This window comes from Corynebacterium sp. UD i78 (genome assembly GCF_056280545.1).
In genome coordinates this window covers 1,208,711-1,230,841 of record NZ_JBWCED010000001.1, presented here as the reverse complement: position 1 = coordinate 1,230,841, position 22,131 = coordinate 1,208,711, and the positions used below count along the sequence as shown (strand labels likewise).

The following is a 22,131-nucleotide window of genomic DNA, read 5'->3' as shown; positions in this document are numbered from 1 at the left end:
CGGTGTGCCGGTTGGCTGTGAAGGCCTCTCAGGCGTTACACTGGTCAACGGTCTGAGAACCGGGAGACAAGAGGAGGTACGGCAATGTCCGATGACAGGCGTACCTCCACCCCGGTGGCGGGTTCCCAGCGGACCTGCATCGCCTCCCGCCGTACACAGTCGGCCGACCGGCTGTTGCGGTGTGTCGCGGTCCGGGACAGTGCGGGCGCCGTGAGCGTCCTGCCTGATCCGGCCCGCCGGCGTCCCGGCCGTGGTGCATGGATCACCGCGACCGTGGAGGCGTACGAGACCGCGGTACAGCGCAGGGCATTCGCCCGTGCGCTGAACGTGCCCGCTGAGGCGGATACACAGCCGGTCCGCGAATACATCGTGGCCGCGAACGAAAAGGAAACCGATTACTGATGAGCGCACGATGAAGCAGCATCAGCGATGAGTGTCCACACGACCAGGAGTCGTACGTAGTCAGGCACGCAGGGAGCTTTCCCGGTGTGCCAGGGCCTGCGACTCCGACCATCACGAAGGAGAGCAGTGCCCGGAAAGCTACGCGTTCACGAGCTTGCAAAGCAGCTCGGCGTAACCAGCAAGGAACTTCTCGCCACGCTCAAGGAGCAGGGCGAGTTCGTCAAGTCCGCCTCATCGACCGTTGAACCGCCGGTCGCCAAGAAGATGCGGAACCACTACGGCGCGGGTTCCGCGTCGAAGGACGCCACCCCCGGTGCCGCGTCCACCACCCCGGGCCCCGTGCCCGGTTCCTCCGCGAAGCCCGGCCCCAAGCCGGGTGCCAAGCCGGGTGCCGCAGCCGGTCAGAAGCCCGGCCCGAAGTCCGCCCGGACCCCGGCCGCCGCCACCAAGGCTGCCGCCTCGGCCCCCGCCGAGAAGAAGGCCGCCCCGAAGTCCTCGCCGCGTCCCACCCCGGGTGCCGCCGCGAAGCCAGCGGGTCGCCCAACCCCGGGTGCCGCCGCGAAGCCGACCCCCGGTGCCAAGCCGGGTGCCGCAGCCGGTCAGAAGGCGGGACCGCGCCCGGGTGGCTCCACCAAGCCGGGTCCGAAGCCCGGTGGACGTGCCCCGCGCGTCGCCAACAACCCGTTCTCCTCCGGTACCGAGCGTCCGGCGCCGCGTCCTCGTCCGGGACAGGGCGCCAAGTCCGACATGCCCCGCCCCGGTGGCAACCGGTCCAACGCGCCGCGTCCGGGGGCGGCCCCGCGACCCGGTGGCGCCGGTGCCGCGAAGCCGGGCGGACGTCGTCCGTCGCCGGCCTCCATGCCGAGCCACCCGTCGCCGGGTCAGATGCCGGCCAAGTCGTGGAACAACGGCGGCGGCGGTCGCGGCCGTGGCGGTCAGGGCGGCCCCGGTGGCTCCGGTCCGGGCGGCGGCGGTCCCCGCGGTGGTCGCGGTGGACGTCGCGGCGGTACCGCCGGCGCCTTCGGGCGTCCGGGTGGCGCTCCGCGTCGTGGACGCAAGTCGAAGCGGCAGAAGCGTAACGAGTACGAGGCGATGCAGGCACCGTCCGTGGTGGGCGGCGTCCGTCTGCCCAACGGTAAGGGCGCGAAGATCCGCCTGCGCCGTGGCGCGTCGCTCGCCGACTTCGCCGAGAAGATCAACGCCGATCCGGCCGCTCTGGTCCAGGCGCTGTTCAACCTCGGCGAGATGGTCACCGCGACCGCGTCCGTCCCGGACGACACGCTGAAGCTGCTCGGCGACGAGATGGACTACAAGGTCGAGGTCGTCTCCCCGGAGGACGAGGACCGCGAGCTGCTCGAGTCCTTCGACCTGACCTTCGGTGAGGATGAGGGCGACAAGGACGATCTCGTCCGTCGTCCCGCCGTCGTCACCGTCATGGGTCACGTCGACCACGGTAAGACCCGACTGCTGGACACGATCCGCAAGACCAACGTCGGTTCCGCCGAGGCCGGCGGCATCACCCAGCACATCGGTGCCTACCAGGTCTCCCTCGATGTCGAGGGCACCGAGCGCAAGCTCACCCTGCTGGATACCCCGGGTCACGAGGCGTTCACCGCCATGCGTGCCCGTGGTGCCAAGGCCACCGACATCGCGATTCTCGTGGTCGCCGCGGACGACGGCGTCATGCCTCAGACCGTGGAGGCCATCAACCACGCGAAGGCCGCCGACGTGCCGATCGTCGTCGCCGTGAACAAGATCGACAAGGAGGGCGCCGACCCGGAGAAGATCCGCGGCCAGCTCACCGAGTACGGTCTGACCCCGACCGAGTGGGGTGGCGAGACCGAGTTCGTCGACATCTCCGCCAAGCAGGGCACCAATGTCGAGACGCTGCTGGAGCAGGTGCTGCTCACCGCCGACATCGAGCTCGGTGACGAGCTCATGGTCAACCCGGACATGCAGGCCCAGGGTGTCGCCATCGAGTCGCACCTCGACCGTGGTCGTGGTCCGATCGCCAACGTCATCGTCCAGCGCGGTACCCTCCACGTCGGCGACTCCATCGTCGTCGGTGACGCCCACGGTCGTGTGCGCCGCATGGTCGACGAGAACGGTGCCGACGTCCACGACGCCGAGCCGTCCCGTCCGGTCCAGGTGCTGGGTCTCACCAGCGTCTCCGGCGCCGGCGACAACCTGCTCGTCGTCGACGACGACCGCACTGCCCGCCAGATCGCGGACCAGCGCAATGCCCGTCGCCGTAACGCCCTGCAGGCCCGGTCCCGCAAGCGCATCAGCCTCGCGGACCTGGATGACGTGCTCAAGGAGACCAGCACCCTCAACCTCATCCTCAAGGGTGACAACGCCGGTACGGTCGAGGCCCTGGAGGATTCCCTCCTCCAGATCGAGATCGACGACGAGGTGCAGCTCAACATCGTCGACCGTGGTGTCGGTGCCGTGACGAAGACCAACGTCGACCTGGCTGCGGCCTCCGACGCGATCATCATCGGCTTCAACGTCCGCGCCGAGGGTAAGGCCACCGAGGTGGCCAACGCCGAGGGTGTCGAGATCCGGTACTACTCCGTCATCTACGACGCGATCGACGAGGTCGAGTCCGCCCTCAAGGGCATGCTCAAGCCGGTCTACGAGGAGCGGGAGATCGGTACCGCCGAGATCCGCCAGCTGTTCAAGGCCTCCGCTGTCGGCCTCATCGCCGGTTGCATGGTCCAGACCGGCAAGATGCGCCGTAACGCCCAGGTCCGCCTGGTCCGTGACGGCAAGGTTGTCGCGGAAAAGGCGACGATCAACTCGCTGCGCCGCGAGAAGGATGACGCCACCGAGGTCAGCCACGGTTACGAGTGCGGTATGGTGCTCTCGTACCCGGACATCCAGGTCGGCGACACCATCGAGGCCTACGAGCTGGTCGAGGTTCCCCGCGACCAGGTCAAGAAGGATGACAAGAAGGACAAGTAGTCCCTTCCGACAGTGACGGCCCCGCGGGTCAGGGTTCACGCCCTGTGCGTCCCCGCGGGGCCGTCCGTCGCCCGCAGTACGAATCCAGAACCTGTTCAGAACACAGTGAAGTGAAGGTGTCTCCCATGGCAGACCACGCCCGCGCAGCCCGAATGGCCAAGCGCATCATGACCATCGTCGCCTCCGCCATCGAGCGCGAGGTCAAGGACCGTCGCCTCGAGTACGTGACGGTCACCGACTGCCGTGTCACCGGCGACCTGCATGACGCCACGGTGTTCTACACCGTCCGTGGCGCGGGTATCGACGAGGAGCCGGACACCGAGGCCGCGGCCGAGGCACTCCACCGTGCCCGCGGTCAGCTGCGCAAGATCGTCGGCGACCAGCTCTCGGTCCGCTTCACCCCGACCCTCAACTTCTCGCTCGACACCGTCCCGGAGGCCTCCGCCCACATGGAGGAGCTCCTGGCGAAGGCCCGCGAGATCGATGAGCGGGTCCGTGCCCAGGCCGCCGGTGCCGCCCCGGCCGGTGAGTCCGACCCCTACCGGGTTCCCGGTGAGGAGGACGCACAGGCCGCGGCTGACGCTGCCGATACGGCTGACGCTGAGGACGGTGCCGACGCCGACCGTGGCTGAGGTGCCGGCAGTCACGTCACGACCGCCGGTGCGGGCAGATGTGCGGACCATTCTCGGTCTCGCCCTGCCCGCACTGGCGGTTCTTGCCGCCACCCCGCTGTACCTGCTGTGGGATACCGCCTGGGTGGGGCGTCTCGGGGCGGTCGAGCTGGCCTCGCTGGCAGCCGGCACGACGGTACTGACCCAGGTCACCACCCAGCTGACCTTCCTGTCCTACGGCACGACCGCCCGGGCCGCCCGTCGCTTCGGAGCCGGTGACCGCACCGGAGCCGTCGCCGAGGGTATCCAGGCCACCTGGGTCGCCCTGGTGGTCGGCTCCACCCTCGCCGTGACCGTGGCCCTGGTCGCCGGCGCGGTGACCGGCTGGCTGGCCGGCGACGGGGAGGACGCCTCCCGTATCGCCCACGGGGCCACCCGCTGGCTCCGCGTCGCGTGTCTGGCGATCATTCCCGCGCTGACCGTCATGGCCGGCAACGGGTGGTTGCGCGGGATCGCCGACACCCGACGTCCGCTGTGGTTCACCCTGGCCGGCCTGGTCCCGGTGGCCTTCGCGGTTCCCTGGGCGGTCTCCCGGTACGGGATCATCGGCTCGGCGTGGGCCACGGTGGCGGGGGAGACCGTCACCGCCGGCTGCTTCGTGGTCTGCCTGATGCGGACCTGGGGCCAGGTCGGCGACGGGCGTCCGGTGCGTCCTACCTGGTCGGTGATCCGGCCCCAGCTCGTGGCGGGGCGCGATCTCGTGCTGCGCTCGCTGGGATTCCAGGTCGCCTTCGTGTCCGCGGCGGCGGTCGCGGCGCGCTCCGGTCCCGGGGCGCTGGCCGCCCACCAGGTGCTGCTCCAGCTGTGGAACCTGCTCACCCTGCTGCTGGACTCGGTGGCGGTCGCCGCCCAGGCTCTCGTCGGAGCAGCCCTGGGGGCCGGGGCACGGGACGCCTCCCGACAGGTTGCACGACATGTGCTGCGCTTCTCAGTCGGGGCAGGTAGCGTACTGGCCGTGGTGCTGGCGCCCGGTGTGACCGTCCTGCCGGGACTGTTCACCACGGACGACGATGTGCTGGGTGCGCTGCACTCGGCATGGTGGGTGCTCGTGGTGATGGCCGTGGTCGGAGGAGTGGTCTTCGCCCTTGACGGGGTGCTTCTCGGAGCCGGTGATGTTGCATTCCTGCGGACTGCGACGATTGTCTCACTGGTATGTGGTTTCATTCCCGGTGTACTGGTGGCGGGTGCCGCCGACCTGGGACTGACCGGTGTGTGGTGTGGGCTGCTGGCCTTCCTGCTGTTGCGGTTGGCGGCGGTGGCGCTACGCTACCGGTCGGACCGGTGGCAACGCACGGGTGTGAACTGAGTGACAGATGTTACTTGTGTGACTAAAGTGACCTGGGAACCAGGGATGATGACGTCGAGGACAGGAGGCAGATCCGGACCATGACAGAGCACCGCACGCTCTGGGCAGTCTCCGACCTGCACATCGCAGCCCCGGGAAACCGGGACCTCGTCGACGACCTCGTCCGCCCGGAACACCCCGAGGACTGGCTGATCGTCGCCGGCGACGTGGCCGAGCGCGTCAGTACCGTCCTCAAGACCCTGGGCAGGTTCACCGAGCGCTTCGCACGGGTGATCTGGGTACCCGGCAACCACGAGCTGTTCTGCCGTTCCAATGACCCCTACCGCGGTCGTGACCGCTACCGGGAGCTCGTCGAGGGCTGCCGGGAGATCGGCGTCACCACCCCGGAGGACATCTACCCCGTCTTCGGCGGGCACACCGTCGTCCCCATGTTCACCCTCTACGACCACAGCTGGCGCGATCCCGCCCTCAGCGTCGCCGAGGCGCTCACCGCCGCCGAAGGCAACGGCGTGATGTTCACCGACCAGGTGGCCATCGCACCGTTCGTCGACGTGCCCGCCTGGTGCCGCGAACGACTGAGCTACACCGTCCGTCGGCTGTCCCGGGTCACCGGTCCCACGGTCCTGGTCAACCACTGGCCGCTGATCCGCGAGGTCACCGACAATCTCGTACTGCCCGAGATCGCCCTGTGGTCCGGAACCCGGGACACCGAGGACTGGCCGGTGCGGTTCCGGGCCTCCACCGTGGTCTACGGGCATCTGCACATCCCCCTGGTCCGGGAGTTCGACGGCGTCAGCCACGTCGAAGTCTCCCTCGGTTACCCGCGCGAGCACGAACGGTCCCTGCCGCCGCGCCGCGACCGTCGTCTCTGGCCCTTCCCCGTCCTTACGGAGGTCGTCCCATGATCCTGTCCGCCCCCCGCATCACCTCGATGAACCGCGACGGTTCCCCGCGTGAGTCGCTGCTCGCCGCACTCGACCTGCCGGCCGGCACCTCGGTGGTCGAGCTCCACACGGACGGCACCCCTGACCTCGGCCGGTTCCACCGGCTCCATGATCTGGAACGCCGCCTCGTCGCCCGCGCCGTGGCCTCCCGCAAGTCGGACTTCGGCGACGCCCGCTGGTGTGCCCACGAGGCCCTGCGACGCTGGGGGAGGGACGAACCGATTCTGCGCGGGGAGAAGGGTATGCCGCTGTTCCCCCACGGCATTGTCGGCACCCTGTCCCACACAGAAGGCCTGCGCGGCGCACTGGTGGGGGACGCCGGCGTCTGGCGCAGCGTGGGTCTGGACGTGGAGAAGGCGCAGCCGTTGACCGGCGGGGTCTTCAACGCGGTAACCTCGCCGCTGGAGCGGTGGTCACTGTCCCGGCTGACGGGCAGTGAGCGGTGCGAGAACATGCTCGGCACCGTGCTCTTCTCCGCCAAGGAGTGCGTCTACAAGTCCTGGTTCCCCCTGGCAGGACGCTTCCTCGACTTCGACGAGGCCGAACTCCACCTGGAGATCGACAGCGGCATCGGCCGGGGGTCCGTCGGCTCCGGGCACGTCGGCGGGACCTGGCGGGCACGGCTGCTCACCAGCCCCACACCGGTCGACGAGATCACCGGGTCGTGGGTCATCAGAGACGGCTATGTCGCCACCGTCTGCGGAATCCGCAGGTGACGGTGACGACACAGGGGTGACGGTCACAGGGCCGTCGGGGAAGATGACCGGGGCGGGGCTACCGGATCAGTAGTAGGCGCCCTGGCGGAAGTCCCAGCTGTTGAACTGCTCGGACAGGATCAGGACGATCTCGTCGTTGTAGACGCCCTTGCGGATCAGGGTCGGGCACGGGGTGATGCCGCGCTCGCCGTGCTGTTCCGGGATGATGGTGCCGTCGGTGTCGACCATGGAGACCATGACCCCCTGCTCGTAGCGGGTCTCGATGGACTTGTCGGGCTGGATGGACGCCACGTAGGAGTCACCCTCGATGACCAGGTCAGCCTCGTTGGCGATCTCGTCGCCGATGCCCTCGACCAGGCCGCGGTTGCCCTTGCCGGACGGGTTGGCGGAGGAGGCGAAGACCAGACGACGGTCCTTCTCCCACAGCTCACGGGCGATGTTCTCGCCGGGGACGCCGAACTTCAGCACGAAGCAGCTGGTGCCGCGGACATCGGTGGCCAGCTCGTCGGCACCCTCGGGCAGGTACTTCTCCTGGGCGCCCTCCTTCCAGGGGAGGATGCAGCCCATGAGGATGTCGCGGTCGACACAGGTCTGGTAGAACTTCTCGATCTCCGGGGTCAGCTGGGCGAGTTCCTTGAGCTGCTCGATGGAACCGCAGAGGACGACGCCCGGCTTGTTGCGCTTCCGGTGCTTGACGGCGAACTTGCGCTCGAGGCCCTCGCGGTCGCTGGTGGCGATGATGTAGCCGACCTTCGTCGGGGTGACGACGATGTGTCCGGGGGTGCGGAGGAGCTCGACGGCCTCCTCCTGGAGTCCGCCGTTCCAGGTGATCTGGTTGTTGGCCATGGGTTCCTCACTCATCCTTCGTGGTCTTCAGGGGCTGGCGCCGTCTCACAGGTCGGGAGACGGCGTCTCACTGATTGGCATTGTAGAGCATCCGGCGGGAGCGGTGGGAATCCGGGTGATGCTCGCGGGGGATCGGCGGGGAAGGTGTGCGAAGTATCACAAAGTCCTTGTTTTCCGGTCCGTGTCGCGGGAAGGTTCAGCCACGGCCACCCGTACACCAAGGGGAGCCTAACCACATTTCACCACGATCGAGGAGTCTTACGTGACAGAAGTGCAGGAACTCGCCACATTCGTAGAGAATGCCCGGTTCGAGGATCTCAGTCCCGAGGCCCTGGAACAGCTCAAGATCCGCGTCCTCGACACCCTCGGTGTCGCCGTCGGTGCGCTGGACGCCGAGCCCGTCGTCGCCATCCGGGGCCTGCTCGAGGATCTCGGCGGTACCGAACAGTCCACACTCATCGGCGGCGGGAAGACCACCCCGGAGCGTGCGGCCTTCTTCAACAGCGCATTGAGCCGCTACCTCGACTTCATGGACGCCTACCTGGCCAAGGGGGAGACCAACCACCCCTCCGACAACTTCGGTGCCGTCCTCGCCGCCGCGGAATCGGTCGACGCCTCCGGTGCCGACCTGCTCACCGCCTTCGCAGTCGCCTACCAGGTCCACGCCCGGCTCTCCGACGTCGCTCCGGTCCGTGCCCTCGGGTTCGACCACACCACCCAGGGCGCCTTCGCCGCCGCAGCGTCCGCCGCCAAAGCCCTCGGTCTGCCCGCCGAACAGATAGCCAACGCCGCCGCCATGGCCGGTACCGCGAACGTCGCCCTGCGCGTCACCCGCACCGGCAATCTGTCGCACTGGAAGGGCCTGGCCTACCCGCACGTCGCCAAGGAAGGCACCTGGTCGGCGCTGCTGGCGTCCCGCGGAATCACCGGCCCCGAGGAGGTCTTCGAGGGCAACAAGGGCTTCAAGGATCTCGCCGGCTACTACGAGCTGGACTGGTCGAAGGAGAACCTGGAGCGCGTCACCCGGTCGATCATCAAGAAGTACAACGCGGAGATCCACTCCCAGTCCGCACTGGACGCCGTGCTCAAGGTCCGTGCCGAGCACGACATCGACCCGGCGCGGATCACCGCCATCGGTCTCACCACCTTCGACGTCGCCTACTCCATCATCGGCGGGGGAGAGGAGGGCTCCAAGCAGCTCGTCCGTACCAAGGAGGAGGCCGACCACTCCCTGCCGTGGATGCTGGCGGTCGCCGCCCTCGACGGTGAGCTCAACCCGGCCCAGTATGAGCCGGCCCGCATCGTCGCCGACGATGTCCAGGACCTCATGCGGAAGGTGACCATCACCCCGGATGACGCCCTGTCCGACCGCTTCCCCGACGAGATGCCTGCCGTGGTCACCATCACGCTCGATGACGGCACCTCGTACACCCGGGAAGAATCCGCCTACGACGGCTTCTTCACCCAGCCCCTGGACTGGGAGGGTGCGCGCCGCAAGTTCGACGCGCTCACCACCCCCTTCGCGGACCAGGCGCTGCGTGACGAGATCGCCGAGCTGGTCCACGACCTCGAGCATCACCGGGTCGGCGAGCTGACCGCCGCGCTGGCCAAGGTCAGCACCGTGCGCGGGGCCGTGCCCGCGACCGCCTGACCCCGCCTTCTCCGGCACACCATCACCACACCACCATCACCACACCACCATCACCACACCACCATCACCACACCAGGAGGCTCAGCCATGAGCAACGCCATCAACGAGAACGTCTCATTCAACTTCGTCCCCCGTGCCTACCGTCCCTCGAAGCCACGCTCCTTCGGCATGACCGAGATCCGCGCGCCCTACTACAACACCTTCGGCACCCGTCACCTGCAGGACGTCTTCGACGTCGCAGGGCAGTGGGTCGACGGCATCAAGTGGGCGGGCGGGTCCTTCTCCCTGGTCCCGCCGGAGCAGGTCCGCGCGTTCAGCGACATCGCCCACGAGAACGACGCCTACGTCTCCTCCGGAGGTTGGATCGAGACCGTCCTGCGCTACGGGGACGACGCCGTCGACCAGTACCTCAAGGAGGCCAAGGACGTCGGCTTCGACGTCATCGAGATCTCCACCGGCTTCATAATGCTGCCCACCAGCGGCCTGGAGCGCCTGGTGGAGAAAGTCGTCAAAGCAGGTCTGAAGGCCAAGCCGGAGCTGGGCATCCAGATCGGCTCCGGCGGCGACTCCACCGAGGCTGAACTGGCCGCCGAGTCCGCCAAGGACGTCGGCGACCTCATCGACCGCGGTCAGCGCGCCCTCGACGCCGGCGCGTCGATCATCATGATCGAGTCCGAGGGCATCACGGAGAACGTCGTCGAGTGGAACACCGGCGCCGCGGCGTCCATCATCAACGGTCTCGGCCTGGAGAACGTCATGTTCGAGGCCGCCGACGGGCCCGTGTTCGAGTGGTACGTGAAGAACTACGGCAACGAGTGCAACCTCTTCGTCGACCACAACCAGATCCTCCAGCTGGAGGGTCTCCGTCAGAACATCTGGGGCAACAAGTCCACCTGGGGACGGGTCATCAATCCCCGTCCCTAGAATCTGTCAGATCACAGCTCTGACCTGGGTGAACGACGGGTACTTCAGCAAGGGTGCAGTATATCTGCTCTTTGTGGTGGTGAAATCCTCCGGGTGCTGTAGATACAGGCGTTGTCACGCAGTCCCCCACGACAGAAGAGTTTCCACATGTCCCCAGTCGTCCAGATCAACGAGATCGTCAGCGGCCCGCTGATCAGCTTCCCGCAGCTGCCCCCGGTCAACATCCAGATCGGCCCGGAGGCCGTCAGTGACATCCCGCTGGGCTCCTCCTTCGGGGACGCCCACCTCGGCTCCAGCAACGGCGACCAGGTCCTGGGTTCCTCCGGGCTGACCCTGCCGAGCATCCCGACTATCCCGGGTCCGGGCTCCTGGGGGAGTCTCACTCCATTCCGGCCGGACGGGCGACGAATACACTCGCCGCCCGTTTCCCTTTCTCCTCCAGCAGCGCCACGGCGTGACCTGAGGGAGTGACCGCTGCGACCACCTCACGGTCGCCCACCGGTTCCAGCCATTTACCGAGGGCCAGGGCACTGCCCTGGTCCTCGGTCACGTTCCGGACCGGGAAGCACCGCACCATCGCCTCGTCGAGCGACAGTGACAGCTCCGGGGAGACGCTCCGCGGATCCGTCCCCTCCGGGGAGGACGCCAGTACCGCGTCCTTCTGCCTGTTGAGCTCGTCGAGCGTGCGCGCCTCCGCGATGTCGAAGGGGCCGGCAGAGGTCCGACGCAGTGCAGTGAGGTGCCCGCCGACCTCGAGTTCCGCCCCCACATCCCGGGCGATCGAGCGGATGTAGGTACCGGAGGAACAGTGCACCCGGATGTCCGCCTCGACCGACCCCTCGCTGATGCGCACCGCGTCCACCTCGAGGGAGAAGACAGTGACCGGACGCTCCGGCAGGACCACGTCCACCCCCTCGCGCACCAGCTCATGGGCACGTCGACCGTTGATCTTCACCGAACTCACCGAGCTCGGCCGCTGCATGATCTCCCCGGTCTGCGCCGCGAACGCCTCGCGCACCTGCTGCTCGGTGAGGGACGCCAGCGTCGCGGCGTCCGCGGTGGTGAGTACCTCCCCCTCGGCATCGTCGGTGAGGGTGGACGCGCCGAGTCGGACCGTCGCTGCATAGCGCTTGTCATGGGTGACCACGTGGGCGAGGAAGCGGGTGCCGCGCTCGATACCGACGACGAGCACTCCGGTGGCCATCGGATCAAGCGTGCCGGAATGGCCGACACGACGGGTGCCGAAGATCCGGCGCAGCCGCGAGACCACATCATGGCTGGTCATCCCGGCCGGTTTGTCGACGACGACGAGGCCGGAGCGGTCGAGTACAGGGCGGGGGTCCGTTCTGGGCATGGAGCACAGTCTAGGAGGTGGCCGGTCATGTCGTATTCTGGTGCCCGTGGATATCTGGAACGGACTGGAACAGGTGCCTGCCGATCTGGCGGGCTCGGTCGTCACCATCGGCGTTTTCGACGGCGTTCACCGTGGTCACCAGCAGCTCATCGACTCTGCGGTGCGGCGGGCACACGATCTCGGTGTGCCCGCGGTGATGGTCACCTTCGACCCGCACCCCACCGTGTTCTTCCGGCCCGACGCCATCCCGCCGGCCCTGGCATCCCTCGAGCAGCGTTCCGTCACCGCCGCGCGCTACGGCATCGACGCGATGCTCGTCATCAACTTCGACCGCGAGCTCGCCGGCTGGACCCCGGAGGAGTACTTCGACCGCGTCATCGTCGACACCCTCCACACCCGTGCCGTCGTCATCGGCGACAACTTCACCTTCGGGCACCTCGCCGCCGGCACCAGCGACACCATGAGGACGCTCGGCGAGGCCAGGGGAGTGGAGGTCATCACCCACGGCCTGCTGAGCGACGCCGGCGATCCGGCACTCGGTGGGGCGTCCGCCGAGGACCATGTCGTGTGCTCCACCTGGATCCGTGACCGGCTCGCCGAGGGCGACGTCGCCGCCGCCGGACGCGCCCTGGGCCGCAACTTCACGGTCCGTGGCGTGGTCACCCGCGGCGCAGGACGCGGTGGTGCGGCCCTCGGGTTCCCCACGGCGAACCTCTACTTCCCGGACGCGCAGGCGCTGCCCTCCGACGGTGTGTATGCCGGTGACCTGCGCATCCTGCCGACCCACAAGGATCCGGCCGGGGAACTCGTCGGTGATATGCCGGTGGAGGTGCACATGCCCGCGGCGATCTCGGTGGGTACCAACCCCACCTTCGGTGACGAGACCCGCAGTGTGGAGGCGTTCGTCCTCGACCATGAGGCCGACCTCTACGGACGCAAGGTCACGGTGAGCTTCATCGACCGGATCCGCGGCATGGAGGCCTACGGCGACCTCGACACGCTCATCGCCGCGATCAACCACGATGTCTCCGAGACGAGGCGTTTGGTCCCACGGGACCGCTGATGATAGTCTCATCCGGTTGCGTGACTGTGGTTCGCGGTAGTCACTGACGGTTTACCTTCACTTTGCGCGGACTGAAACAACTAACAGGAGATTCACCATGGCTCTCACCAAGGACCAGAAGGCCGAAACTCTCAAGGAGTTCGGCCTCCACGAGACCGACACCGGTTCCCCCGAGGCTCAGGTCGCCCTGCTGACCGTCCGTATCCGTCAGCTGACCGAGCACCTCAAGTTCCACAAGCACGACCACCACTCCCGTCGTGGCCTGCTGCTTCTCGTCGGTCGCCGTAAGGGCCTGCTGAAGTACCTGCAGGAGAACAACGTCGAGCGTTACCGTTCGCTCATCGAGCGCCTCGGCCTGCGCCGCTAGTCTCCTCGAGGATCAACCCCGCTCCCCGGAGCGGGGTTTTTCTGTGTCCGGGGTGTACACCTCGGCCCGTGAACCTCTGCATCTCATGTCCTCTCCCACGGCGGGGTGTCCCAGGAGATCGCCTCCTCATCGCGTCTCAGCCGCCGGAGCCTCTTCAGCGCGAAGTGCACCGTGTCCACCACCTCGTCCTCCATGTACTCGTATTCGTGCGTCACCATCACATCGGTGTACCGGAGCAGCAGGTAGCCCCATCTCGTCGCCTGGTTCTCTTTCCGTCGGTCGCGTTCGAACGACGATCCCTGCGCCTGTCCCTCACCGTGGTGCGTGTAGCTGCCGATCTCGATGAGGCCGCGGGCCTCCTCGATGACCACGTCGAACCGGTAGCCGCGGACAGGAACGTTCGTGGTCACCGTGATGTCACCGGCGTCAATCTCCGCCTTCAGGGCTGTCCTGATATGCCACAGCGCGATATTCTCGGGTCCGCTTGCGGCGCCGATGACTGCATCGGCGATGAGCGGTTCCGCGGCTTTCCGGTCTCTCGGGGAGAGTGCATCGAGGTCGGCGTCCAGCCGTTCGGTACCGGTGAGCCCTCTGTAGCGCCGCTCAAGCAGCCAGCGGGCGTCAACGTCGACCGCCGTCTGCACGGGTGTGGTTGTCAGGACGCCGTGGACGGGGTGCGTCCGCTCTACGTCTCTGCGGCGCACGGTGAGCAGGGTGCCACCGTGCGCGGACCTGTTCCGGGGGAGGTCCCCGGTCGCCGGTCAGTCCAGCGTCCTTCCCCTAGGAGGAATGCGGCGGTCCTGCCGGTGAAGACGACATCCGGATAGCGGACGGCGAGGGTCTGCAGCTTGAGAAGGTCATCGGGCACTTAGGTGGTGTAGAGACCCCGGGCGATCCTGAAGAGCTTGCCGACGGCGACTGCGTCAGCGATCCGGCGCCGGGTCATTGAGGCCATGAGGTCGGCGTGAAGCCGGATGCTGTCCATTATGCCCCCTGTGAAAGTTCCCCTGGAGTGGACAGTAGCCCGCAGGAGGGGACCTCGGGGGCGGCCGACGTCCCCGACGTTACGGCCGACGTAGTGTACGCTTTTAGCGGTAATTGTCCGAGAATTTTCCGACGCCGACACCGATGATCGGCGCCCGCGACCGCGGGGCAACGGAGAGATGACCCGAAAGGGACTGCAGCACCGTCATGACGACGAAGAACACCAAGAAGAACACCCCGGCGCCCACCCACACCGCCGAACTGATCGACCCGGATTCCGGAGTCTGGGAATCCAACGCCACCATCGACAACGGCGACTTCGGCACCCGAACCCTCACCTTCGAGACCGGGCTGCTCGCCCGCCAGGCCGACGGTTCCGTCACCGCCTACCTCGACGATGACACGATGCTGCTGTCGACAACCACCGCCTCCAGGCACCCGCGCGAGAACCTCGACTTCTTCCCGCTCACCGTGGACGTCGAGGAGCGCATGTACGCCGCCGGCCGCATCCCCGGCAGCTTCTTCCGCCGTGAGGGCCGTCCCGGCACCGAGGCCATCCTCGCCTGTCGTCTCATCGACCGCCCGCTGCGCCCGACCTTCGCCAAGGGCCTGCGCAACGAGGTCCAGGTAGTCGTGACCGTCCTGTCCATGGACCCCGAGGACATGTACGACGTCGTGGCCATCAACGCCGCGTCCGCCTCCACCCAGCTCTCCGGCCTGCCGGTCTCCGGTCCGGTCGGTGGCGTCCGCATGGCCCTCGTCGTCGACGAGGCCCACCCCGAGGGTCAGTGGGTCGCCTTCCCGACCCGCGAGCAGCACGAGCAGGCCGTCTTCGAGCTGGTCGTCGCCGGCCGCGTCTCCGAGGTCAAGAAGCCGCGCGGTCGCCGCAAGGCCACCCCGGGCGACAATGTCGTCGTCATGATGGTCGAGGCCGGTGCCACCGAGAACGTCGTCGAGCGCATCGCCGAGGGTGCCCCTGCCCCGACCGAGAAGATCGTCGCCGAGGGCATCGAGGCCGCCCGTCCGTTCATCGCCGAGCTGTGCGGTGCCCAGGCCGCCCTCGTGGACGCCGTCGAGGCGTCGCAGCGCGAATTCGAGCTCTTCCCGGCCTTCGGCGAGGACGTCTACGCCTCCGTCGAGTCCGAGTCCGCCGAGGCCCTGCGCGGCATCATGGCGATCGCCGACAAGCAGGAGCGCGATGAGTCGCTGTCCGCGAACATGGACGCCGCCGTCGAGGCGCTCGGCGAGCAGTTCGACGGTCGCGAGTCCGAGATCCGCAACGCCCACAACGAGGTCTCCCGCCAGATCGTCCGCGAGCGCATCCTCACCGACGGCTTCCGCATCGACGGCCGCGACACCACCGCGATCCGTGACCTCGGCGTCATGATCGACCTGGTGCCCCGCGCCCACGGCTCCGCCCTGTTCGAGCGTGGCGAGACCCAGATCCTGGGCGTCACCACCCTCGACATGCTCAAGATGGAGCAGCAGATCGACAGCCTCGGCCCGGTGGCCTCCAAGCGTTACATCCACCACTACAACTTCCCGCCGTACTCCACCGGTGAGACCGGCCGCGTCGGTTCCCCGAAGCGTCGCGAGATCGGCCACGGTGCCCTCGCCGAGCGCGCCCTGATCCCGGTCGTCCCGTCCCGCGAGGTCTTCCCGTACACGATCCGGCAGGTCTCCGAGGCCCTCGGCTCCAACGGTTCGACCTCCATGGGCTCGGTCTGTGCGTCCACCCTGTCGATGTACAACGCCGGCGTGCCGCTGAAGGCCCCGGTCGCGGGTATCGCCATGGGTCTGGTCACCGGTGAGGTCGACGGCAAGGACACCTACGTCACCCTCACCGACATCCTCGGTGCGGAGGACGCCTTCGGCGACATGGACTTCAAGGTCGCCGGTACCGCCGACTTCATCACCGCCCTGCAGCTGGACACCAAGGTCGACGGCATCCCCGCCAAGGTCCTCGCCGAGGCTCTGTCCCAGGCCCGTGGCGCGCGCCTGGAGATCCTGTCCACCATGGCCGAGGCCATCGAAGGCCCGGAGGAGATGAGCGACTTCGCGCCGCGCATCACCACCGTGAAGATCCCGCAGAACAAGATCGGTGAGCTCATCGGCCCGAAGGGCAAGACGATCAACCAGATTACCGAGGAGACCGGTGCCAACATCTCCATCGAGGACGACGGCACCGTCTTCGTCTCCGCCGCCGACGGCAAGGCCGCCGAGGCTGCCCTCGACAAGGTGAACTCCATCGCCAACCCGCAGCTGCCGAAGGTCGGTGACCGTTTCCTCGGCACCGTCGTGAAGACCACGGCCTTCGGTGCCTTCATCTCGCTGCTGCCGGGCCGCGATGGTCTGCTGCACATCTCCAACCTCGGCGGCGACCGCCGGGTGGAGAAGGTCGAGGACGAGGTCTCCGTCGGAGACTCCCTCGAGGTCGAGATCGCCGACATCGACAACCGCGGCAAGATCTCCCTCATCCTCGTCGAGGATTAATCAACCCCATCCCCATCACCAACACGAAGGAGCAGATGACAATGACGAAGGTCGGCGTTCTCGGAGCACACGGCAGGGTCGGCACCGCGGTGGTCGCCGCGGTCGAGAAGACGGAGGGCCTGGAGCTCTCCGCGGCACTGGACCACGAGGACGATCTGCAGGCCCTGGTCGACTCCGGCACTGAGGTCATCGTCGACTTCACTGTCCCCGACGCGGTGATGGGCAACCTGGAGTTCTGCGTCAACAACGGCATCCACGCCGTGGTGGGCACCACCGGCTGGACCGCTGAGCGCTACGAGACCCTGCACGGCTGGCTCAGTGCCAACCCGTCCGTCGGCGTCCTCGTCGCCCCGAACTTCGCCATCTCCGCCGTGCTCACCATGAAGCTCGCCGAGATCGCGGCGCCGTACTTCGACTCCGCCGAGGTCGTCGAGTTCCACCACCCGAACAAGAAGGACGCGCCCTCAGGTACCGCCGTGCACACCGCCGAGGGCATCGCCCGGGCCCGTGCCGCAGCCGGTCTGGGTGCTCAGCCGGACGCCACCGACCAGACCCTCGAGGGCGCCCGTGGCGCCGATGTCGACGGCGTCCCGGTGCACGCCGTGCGCATGACCGGCATGGTCGCCCACGAAGAGGTCATCCTCGGTGCGGCCGGGCAGACCCTGACCATCCGTCAGGACTCCTACGACCGCGAGTCCTTCGTCCCGGGCGTGCTGCTCGGCGTCGACAAGGTCCCCGCCACCCCTGGTCTCACCGTCGGTCTGGAGAAGTTCCTCGGCCTCGACGGCCTCGACGGCCTCGACGGCCTCAGCGTCCCGGCCGCTGAGTAGGGGAGTACGGCGACTGTGACACCCACGAGTTCCACCCCGGCGGAGTTCTCGGTCCGGCTGATCGCCCACACCACGTTCACCCCGCCGGAGGACGTGGACTGGGTGCCTGACGGCGAGGCCGGGGACGCCGCGTCCCTCATCGAGTTCGCGGGGCGCGCCTGTTACGAGACCTGGGACCGCCCGAATCCGCACACCGCGGCGACGGACGCCTACGTCCGGCACATCATGGATGTCGGACACCTCAGTCTGCTGGAGCACGCGTCGTCGTCGATGTACCTGCGCGGTGTGTCACGGTCGTGCGCCCAGGAGATCATGCGGCACCGGCACTTCTCGTTCAGCCAGCTCTCCCAGCGCTACGTCCCCTCCGGGAACTCGCAGGTCGTCATCCCCGACAGTGTCGCCGGGGACGAGGACCTGGAGAAGCTGTTCCTGCGGTCGACCGACATGGCCCGCGAGGCCTATGAGGAACTGCTCGGCGGGCTGGAGGAGAGGTTCGCCGGCGAGTCGAACACGGTGCTGCGGGCCAAGCAGGCCCGCCAGGCGGCGCGCTCGGTCCTGCCCAACGCCACCGAGACCCGCTTCGTGGTCACCGGCAATCTGCGGTCCTGGCGCCACTTCATCGCCATGCGCGCCGCCGAGCACGCCGATCCGGAGATCCGGCGTGTCGCGGTCGCCTGCCTGCGGCTGCTGCAGGAACTGAGTCCGGAGGTCTTCTCCGACTTCACCGTGACCAGGCTGCGCGACGGTTCAGAGACCGCCACGAGCCCGTACGTGGCCGACATGTGAGACCACCGGGGGTCGCCGACCGGCGACCCACCGTACCCCGGTACACACGAACGCCCTCGGGGACGGTAACCTGTGGGGTCATGAGCACAGGTATTGCAGCGACGTCGGGCGCTGAGTTCTTCGGCACGGTCTCGGTGGCGATGGTCACCCCCTTCACGAAGGACGGTGACCTTGACACCGACGCCGGAGTCGCCCTCGCAGGGCACCTGGTCGACAAGGGACTCGACGCTCTGATCATCGGCGGTACGACCGGGGAATCCCCGACCATCACCCCTGATGAGAAGCTCAACCTGCTCAAGGCCATCCGTTCCGAACTGGGTACCGGCGTCAAACTCGTCGCCGGATCCGGCACCTACAGCACCGCGGAGTCCGTGGCGCAGTCGAAGGCCGCCGAAGCGGCCGGTGCGGACGGTCTGCTCGTGGTCACCCCGTACTACTCCCGCCCCAGCCAGGAAGGCCTCTACCGGCACTTCACCACTGTGGCTGACGCGGTCGACACCCCCATCTGCCTCTACGACATCCCTTCCCGGTCGGTCGTCCCGATCGCGACGGACACGTTGCGTCGGCTCTCGGCCCACCCGAACATCCGGGCCGTCAAGGACGCCAAAGGCGACCTGGCAGCCGGTATGGAGCTGATGGAGGAGACCGGTCTCGCGTGGTACTCCGGGGATGACCCTCTCAACGTCCCGTGGCTGGCAGTCGGCGCCACCGGCCTGATCTCCGTGATCGGCCACGCCGCTCCCGCCCAGCTCCGTGCCCTCCGTGACGCTGTCGACGCCGGGGACATCCTCGGCGCCCGCGCCATCTCCAACCGGCTGCGCCCGCTCATGGCGGCGCAGGGCCGGCTCGGTGGTGCGACCTTCGCGAAGGCGGCACTGAAGCTCCAGGGGATCGAGGTGGGCGCACCGCGCCTGCCGATCATCGAACCGACGCCGGAGGAATACTCCCGGCTTGAAGAAGACCTGCGTTCCGCAGGCGTGTAAGGACACGAATGACTGACAACCGCTCCCGGGCCCGCAAGGTGACCCGCAAGGCAGCTCCGCCGAGCGCGGAGACCGCCGCCCCGGCGGCAGGCACCCCCGCCTTCAACGACGGTGGAGTCGCCGACGCCGCCCAGTCTGAGGGGGCGTCCGCGCCGGCCAAGGAGTCCGGCAACGAGGGCCGGAACTCCCAGGGCGGCAACCGCAACCGTTCCCGTCGTTCGCGCGGCAACCGTTCCGAGCGCAATGACAACAGCCGCAACGACAACAACGACAACAAGGGCGGCAACCGCAACCGCGGCGGTCAGAACAACCGCAGCAACAACGGTGGAAACCGCGGCGGCGACCGTCGCCGCAACGCCGTGCAGACCATGCAGGGCGCGGACCTGACCCAGCGCCTGCCGAAGCCGCCGAAGGCCCCGAAGGACGGCCTGCGTCTCGTCGCGCTCGGCGGTATCTCCGAGATCGGCCGCAACATGACGGTCTTCGAGTACCACGACCGGCTGCTCATCATCGACTGCGGTGTGCTCTTCCCGTCCTCCGGTGAGCCGGGCGTCGACCTGATCCTGCCGGACTTCTCCTACCTGGAGGGCAAGTGGGACAAGGTCGAGGCACTGGTCGTCACCCACGGTCACGAGGACCACATCGGTGCGATCCCGTGGCTGCTCAAGCAGCGCTCGGACATCCCGATCATCGCCTCCCGTTTCACCTGTGCGCTCATTGCCGCGAAGTGCCAGGAGCACCGCCAGCGTCCGAAGCTGATCCAGGTCGACGACACCTCCCATGAGAAGCGCGGTCCCTTCGACGTCCGCTTCTTCAATGTGGGCCACTCGATCCCGGAGTGCCTCGGTATCGCGCTGAAGACCCCGGCCGGCCTGCTGATCCACACCGGTGACGTGAAAATGGACCAGACCCCGGCCGACGGTCGCCCGACCGACCTGCCGGCCCTGTCCCGCTTCGGTGACGAGGGCGTGGACCTCATGCTCTGTGACTCCACCAACGCGACCACCCCGGGTGTGTCCCCGTCCGAGGCCGGCATCGCGCCGACCCTGGAGCGTCTGATCGCGAACGCGAAGCAGCGCGTCCTCGTGGCGTCCTTCGCCTCGAACGTCTCGCGTGTGCAGATGGCCGTCGACGCCGCCGTCAAGGCTGGTCGCAAGGTCGCCTTCAACGGCCGCTCGATGATCCGCAACATGGAGATCGCCGAGCGTCTCGGCCTGCTCACCGCCCCGCGCGGCACCATCGTCTCGATGGATGAGGCCTCCCGCCTCGCGCCGCACAAGGTCGTGCTGATCACCACCGGTACCCAGGGTGAGCCGATGGCGGCCCTGTCCCGTATGGCCCGCCGCGAGCACCGCCAGATCACTATCCGCCCGGGTGACCTCATCATCCTGTCCTCGTCGCTGGTCCCCGGCAACGAGGAGGCGGTCTTCGGTGTGATCAACATGCTGTCCCAGATCGGTGCGACCGTCATCACCGGCAAGGACGCGATGGTCCACACCTCGGGCCACGGCTACTCCGGGGAGCTGCTGTTCCTCTACAACGCCGCCCGTCCGAAGAACGCCATGCCGGTCCACGGCGAGTGGCGCCACCTGCGCGCCAACCGCGAGCTGGCGATCTCCACCGGTGTGAACCCGGACAACACGGTCCTGGCGCAGAACGGTGTCGTCGTCGACCTCGTCAACGGCCACGCCAAGGTCGTCGGCCAGGTTCCGGTCGGCAACCTCTACGTCGACGGTGTCACCATGGGTGACGTCGGAGCCGAGGAGATCGAGGACCGCACCCAGATGTCCGAGGGTGGTCTGATCTCGGTCACGGTGGTCATCGACAACCGCAGCGGTCGTCCGCTGGAGGACCCGCAGGTCGTGGCCAAGGGCTTCTCCGAGGGCTCGAAGGAGATGATGAAGCAGGTCGCTGAGGTCGTCGAAAACGCGATGCTGGATCTCGCCGGCCAGGGTGAGAATGACCCGTACCGGATGGCGCAGACCCTGCGCCGCAAGGTCGCCAAGTTCGTCAAGGACAAGTGGAAGCGCGAGCCGATGATCATCCCGACGATCGTCCCGATGACCAGCGAGGTCGTCGAGGAACTCGATCCCGAGGATCACGCCCCCTCCCTGTAGGGGAACACCTGGCTGACATCACAGCAGCCACAGCGGTCCGCCGGGACAGCGCGTAGCATCCGGAGACATGACAGTCTCCCGTGATGAACGCACTGCCCTGGCGGACCTTCTCCTGTCTGTGGGACCGGACGCCCCGACCCTCTGCGAGGGGTGGACCACCAGGGACCTCGCCGTACACCTCGTGGTGCGCGAGTACCGGCCGGACGCCGCCGCCGGTATGTTCCTCGGTCCGGCGCGCACACACCTGGAGAAGGTGACCGGGGACGTGTCGGCCCGCCCGTACGAGGACCTGGTGGCGTCCTACCGGCACGGACCGCCGAGGTGGAATCCGATGCGTCTGGTGGACCGGTTCGCCAACCTCACCGAGAATTTCGTCCATCATGAGGATGTCCGCCGTGGGGGAGGGGAGTGGTTTCCTCGTGCGCTGCCGAAGGAGACGCGCGACGCCCTGTGGCGGGCCATGGGCTTCGCTTCGCGCGGGCTCATCATCCCCTCGGGCCCGACCGTGCGCCTGGTACGGACCGACGGTGCCGGCGGCGACGGGGACACGGTGACGGTGGGTCGAGGGACGCCCGATGTCACGGTGACAGGTGCTGCTCCGGAGCTCACGCTCTGGGTTTTCGGTCGGGACAAGGCCTGCGACCTGACGTTCGCTGGGCCGGTGGAGAAGGTCGCCCGACGGGACCTCTGACGGACAGTTACGGATGTGACGCGTGTTGCAACTGTTGAA

General features: G+C 67.8%; 19 protein-coding genes. 16 read left to right on the top strand and 3 right to left on the bottom strand.

All coding sequences use genetic code 11. From position 1 onward, the window contains the following. Window positions 1-84: 84 nt before the first annotated feature. The 6 genes from ACZ9GM_RS05825 to ACZ9GM_RS05800 all read left to right on the top strand — a co-directional run bounded on the left by ACZ9GM_RS05825 (window position 85) and on the right by ACZ9GM_RS05800 (window position 7,003). Window positions 85-402: a YlxR family protein gene (locus ACZ9GM_RS05825; protein ID WP_476037398.1), complete on the top strand. Its 318-nt coding sequence runs from the start codon at window positions 85-87 to the stop codon at window positions 400-402. A 126-nt stretch (window positions 403-528) separates the two neighbouring features. Then, on the top strand, window positions 529-3,366 hold the full coding sequence (gene infB / locus ACZ9GM_RS05820; RefSeq protein ID WP_476037397.1) for a translation initiation factor IF-2: 2,838 nt from the start codon (window positions 529-531) through the stop codon (window positions 3,364-3,366). 125 nt (window positions 3,367-3,491) lie between these two features. Beyond that, complete coding sequence (rbfA, locus tag ACZ9GM_RS05815) at window positions 3,492-3,998, top strand: 30S ribosome-binding factor RbfA (protein WP_291476617.1); 507 nt, start codon at window positions 3,492-3,494, stop codon at window positions 3,996-3,998. A 28-nt stretch (window positions 3,999-4,026) separates the two neighbouring features. Then, window positions 4,027-5,343 carry an MATE family efflux transporter gene (locus tag ACZ9GM_RS05810; RefSeq protein WP_476038316.1) on the top strand — a complete coding sequence of 439 codons (1,317 nt, stop codon included), beginning with the start codon at window positions 4,027-4,029 and terminating at the stop codon, window positions 5,341-5,343. An 80-nt stretch (window positions 5,344-5,423) separates the two neighbouring features. Then, entirely contained in the window at window positions 5,424-6,248 is an 825-nt protein-coding gene (locus tag ACZ9GM_RS05805) for a metallophosphoesterase family protein (RefSeq protein WP_476037396.1), read from the top strand. Continuing rightward, the gene (locus ACZ9GM_RS05800; protein ID WP_291476613.1) at window positions 6,245-7,003 is read left to right on the top strand and encodes a 4'-phosphopantetheinyl transferase family protein; all 759 of its coding nucleotides are present in this window, start codon (window positions 6,245-6,247) and stop codon (window positions 7,001-7,003) included. The genes ACZ9GM_RS05805 and ACZ9GM_RS05800 overlap by 4 nt, the downstream gene beginning before the upstream one ends. 66 nt (window positions 7,004-7,069) lie before the next feature. On the opposite strand, the gene ACZ9GM_RS05795 is transcribed toward ACZ9GM_RS05800, so the two are convergent. After that, entirely contained in the window at window positions 7,070-7,849 is a 780-nt protein-coding gene (locus tag ACZ9GM_RS05795; protein ID WP_291476611.1) for an L-threonylcarbamoyladenylate synthase, read from the bottom strand. Between the two features lie 262 nt (window positions 7,850-8,111). Between ACZ9GM_RS05795 and ACZ9GM_RS05790 the strand changes: the two genes are divergently transcribed. Together ACZ9GM_RS05790 and ACZ9GM_RS05785 are read left to right on the top strand one after the other, a co-directional pair. Next, window positions 8,112-9,500, top strand: coding sequence for an MmgE/PrpD family protein (locus ACZ9GM_RS05790; protein WP_476037395.1), 1,389 nt, complete (start codon window positions 8,112-8,114; stop codon window positions 9,498-9,500). Between the two features lie 87 nt (window positions 9,501-9,587). Next, window positions 9,588-10,424 carry a phosphosulfolactate synthase gene (locus tag ACZ9GM_RS05785; RefSeq protein WP_476037394.1) on the top strand — a complete coding sequence of 279 codons (837 nt, stop codon included), beginning with the start codon at window positions 9,588-9,590 and terminating at the stop codon, window positions 10,422-10,424. A gap of 379 nt (window positions 10,425-10,803) precedes the next feature. Here ACZ9GM_RS05785 and truB read toward each other — a convergent pair whose 3' ends face one another. Further along, window positions 10,804-11,778 carry a tRNA pseudouridine(55) synthase TruB gene (gene truB, locus ACZ9GM_RS05780; RefSeq protein ID WP_476037393.1) on the bottom strand — a complete coding sequence of 325 codons (975 nt, stop codon included), beginning with the start codon at window positions 11,776-11,778 and terminating at the stop codon, window positions 10,804-10,806. 46 nt (window positions 11,779-11,824) lie between these two features. Between truB and ACZ9GM_RS05775 the strand changes: the two genes are divergently transcribed. Together ACZ9GM_RS05775 and rpsO are read left to right on the top strand one after the other, a co-directional pair. Further along, window positions 11,825-12,841, top strand: coding sequence for a bifunctional riboflavin kinase/FAD synthetase (locus ACZ9GM_RS05775; protein WP_476037392.1), 1,017 nt, complete (start codon window positions 11,825-11,827; stop codon window positions 12,839-12,841). A 97-nt stretch (window positions 12,842-12,938) separates the two neighbouring features. Continuing rightward, window positions 12,939-13,208, top strand: coding sequence for a 30S ribosomal protein S15 (gene rpsO / locus ACZ9GM_RS05770; protein ID WP_014010153.1), 270 nt, complete (start codon window positions 12,939-12,941; stop codon window positions 13,206-13,208). Window positions 13,209-13,291: 83 nt separating this feature from the next. On the opposite strand, the gene ACZ9GM_RS05765 is transcribed toward rpsO, so the two are convergent. Beyond that, window positions 13,292-13,912 (bottom strand): hypothetical protein, encoded by a 621-nt coding sequence (locus ACZ9GM_RS05765; protein ID WP_476037391.1) that lies wholly within the window; start codon window positions 13,910-13,912, stop codon window positions 13,292-13,294. A 487-nt stretch (window positions 13,913-14,399) separates the two neighbouring features. Here ACZ9GM_RS05765 and ACZ9GM_RS05760 point away from each other — a divergent pair, with 487 nt between their 5' ends. The 6 genes from ACZ9GM_RS05760 (at window position 14,400) to ACZ9GM_RS05735 (ending at window position 22,092) form a co-directional block, all read left to right on the top strand. After that, on the top strand, window positions 14,400-16,685 hold the full coding sequence (locus ACZ9GM_RS05760) for a polyribonucleotide nucleotidyltransferase (RefSeq protein ID WP_291476602.1): 2,286 nt from the start codon (window positions 14,400-14,402) through the stop codon (window positions 16,683-16,685). A 41-nt stretch (window positions 16,686-16,726) separates the two neighbouring features. Continuing rightward, entirely contained in the window at window positions 16,727-17,515 is a 789-nt protein-coding gene (gene dapB / locus ACZ9GM_RS05755; RefSeq protein WP_476038315.1) for a 4-hydroxy-tetrahydrodipicolinate reductase, read from the top strand. Between the two features lie 15 nt (window positions 17,516-17,530). Then, window positions 17,531-18,301, top strand: coding sequence for an FAD-dependent thymidylate synthase (thyX, locus tag ACZ9GM_RS05750; protein WP_291476600.1), 771 nt, complete (start codon window positions 17,531-17,533; stop codon window positions 18,299-18,301). Window positions 18,302-18,381: 80 nt separating this feature from the next. Next, on the top strand, window positions 18,382-19,284 hold the full coding sequence (gene dapA / locus ACZ9GM_RS05745) for a 4-hydroxy-tetrahydrodipicolinate synthase (RefSeq protein WP_014010149.1): 903 nt from the start codon (window positions 18,382-18,384) through the stop codon (window positions 19,282-19,284). A gap of 8 nt (window positions 19,285-19,292) precedes the next feature. Continuing rightward, on the top strand, window positions 19,293-21,401 hold the full coding sequence (locus ACZ9GM_RS05740) for a ribonuclease J (RefSeq protein ID WP_476037390.1): 2,109 nt from the start codon (window positions 19,293-19,295) through the stop codon (window positions 21,399-21,401). 67 nt (window positions 21,402-21,468) lie between these two features. Next, window positions 21,469-22,092, top strand: coding sequence for a TIGR03085 family metal-binding protein (locus ACZ9GM_RS05735; protein ID WP_476037389.1), 624 nt, complete (start codon window positions 21,469-21,471; stop codon window positions 22,090-22,092). The last annotated feature ends 39 nt before the right edge of the window (window positions 22,093-22,131 follow it).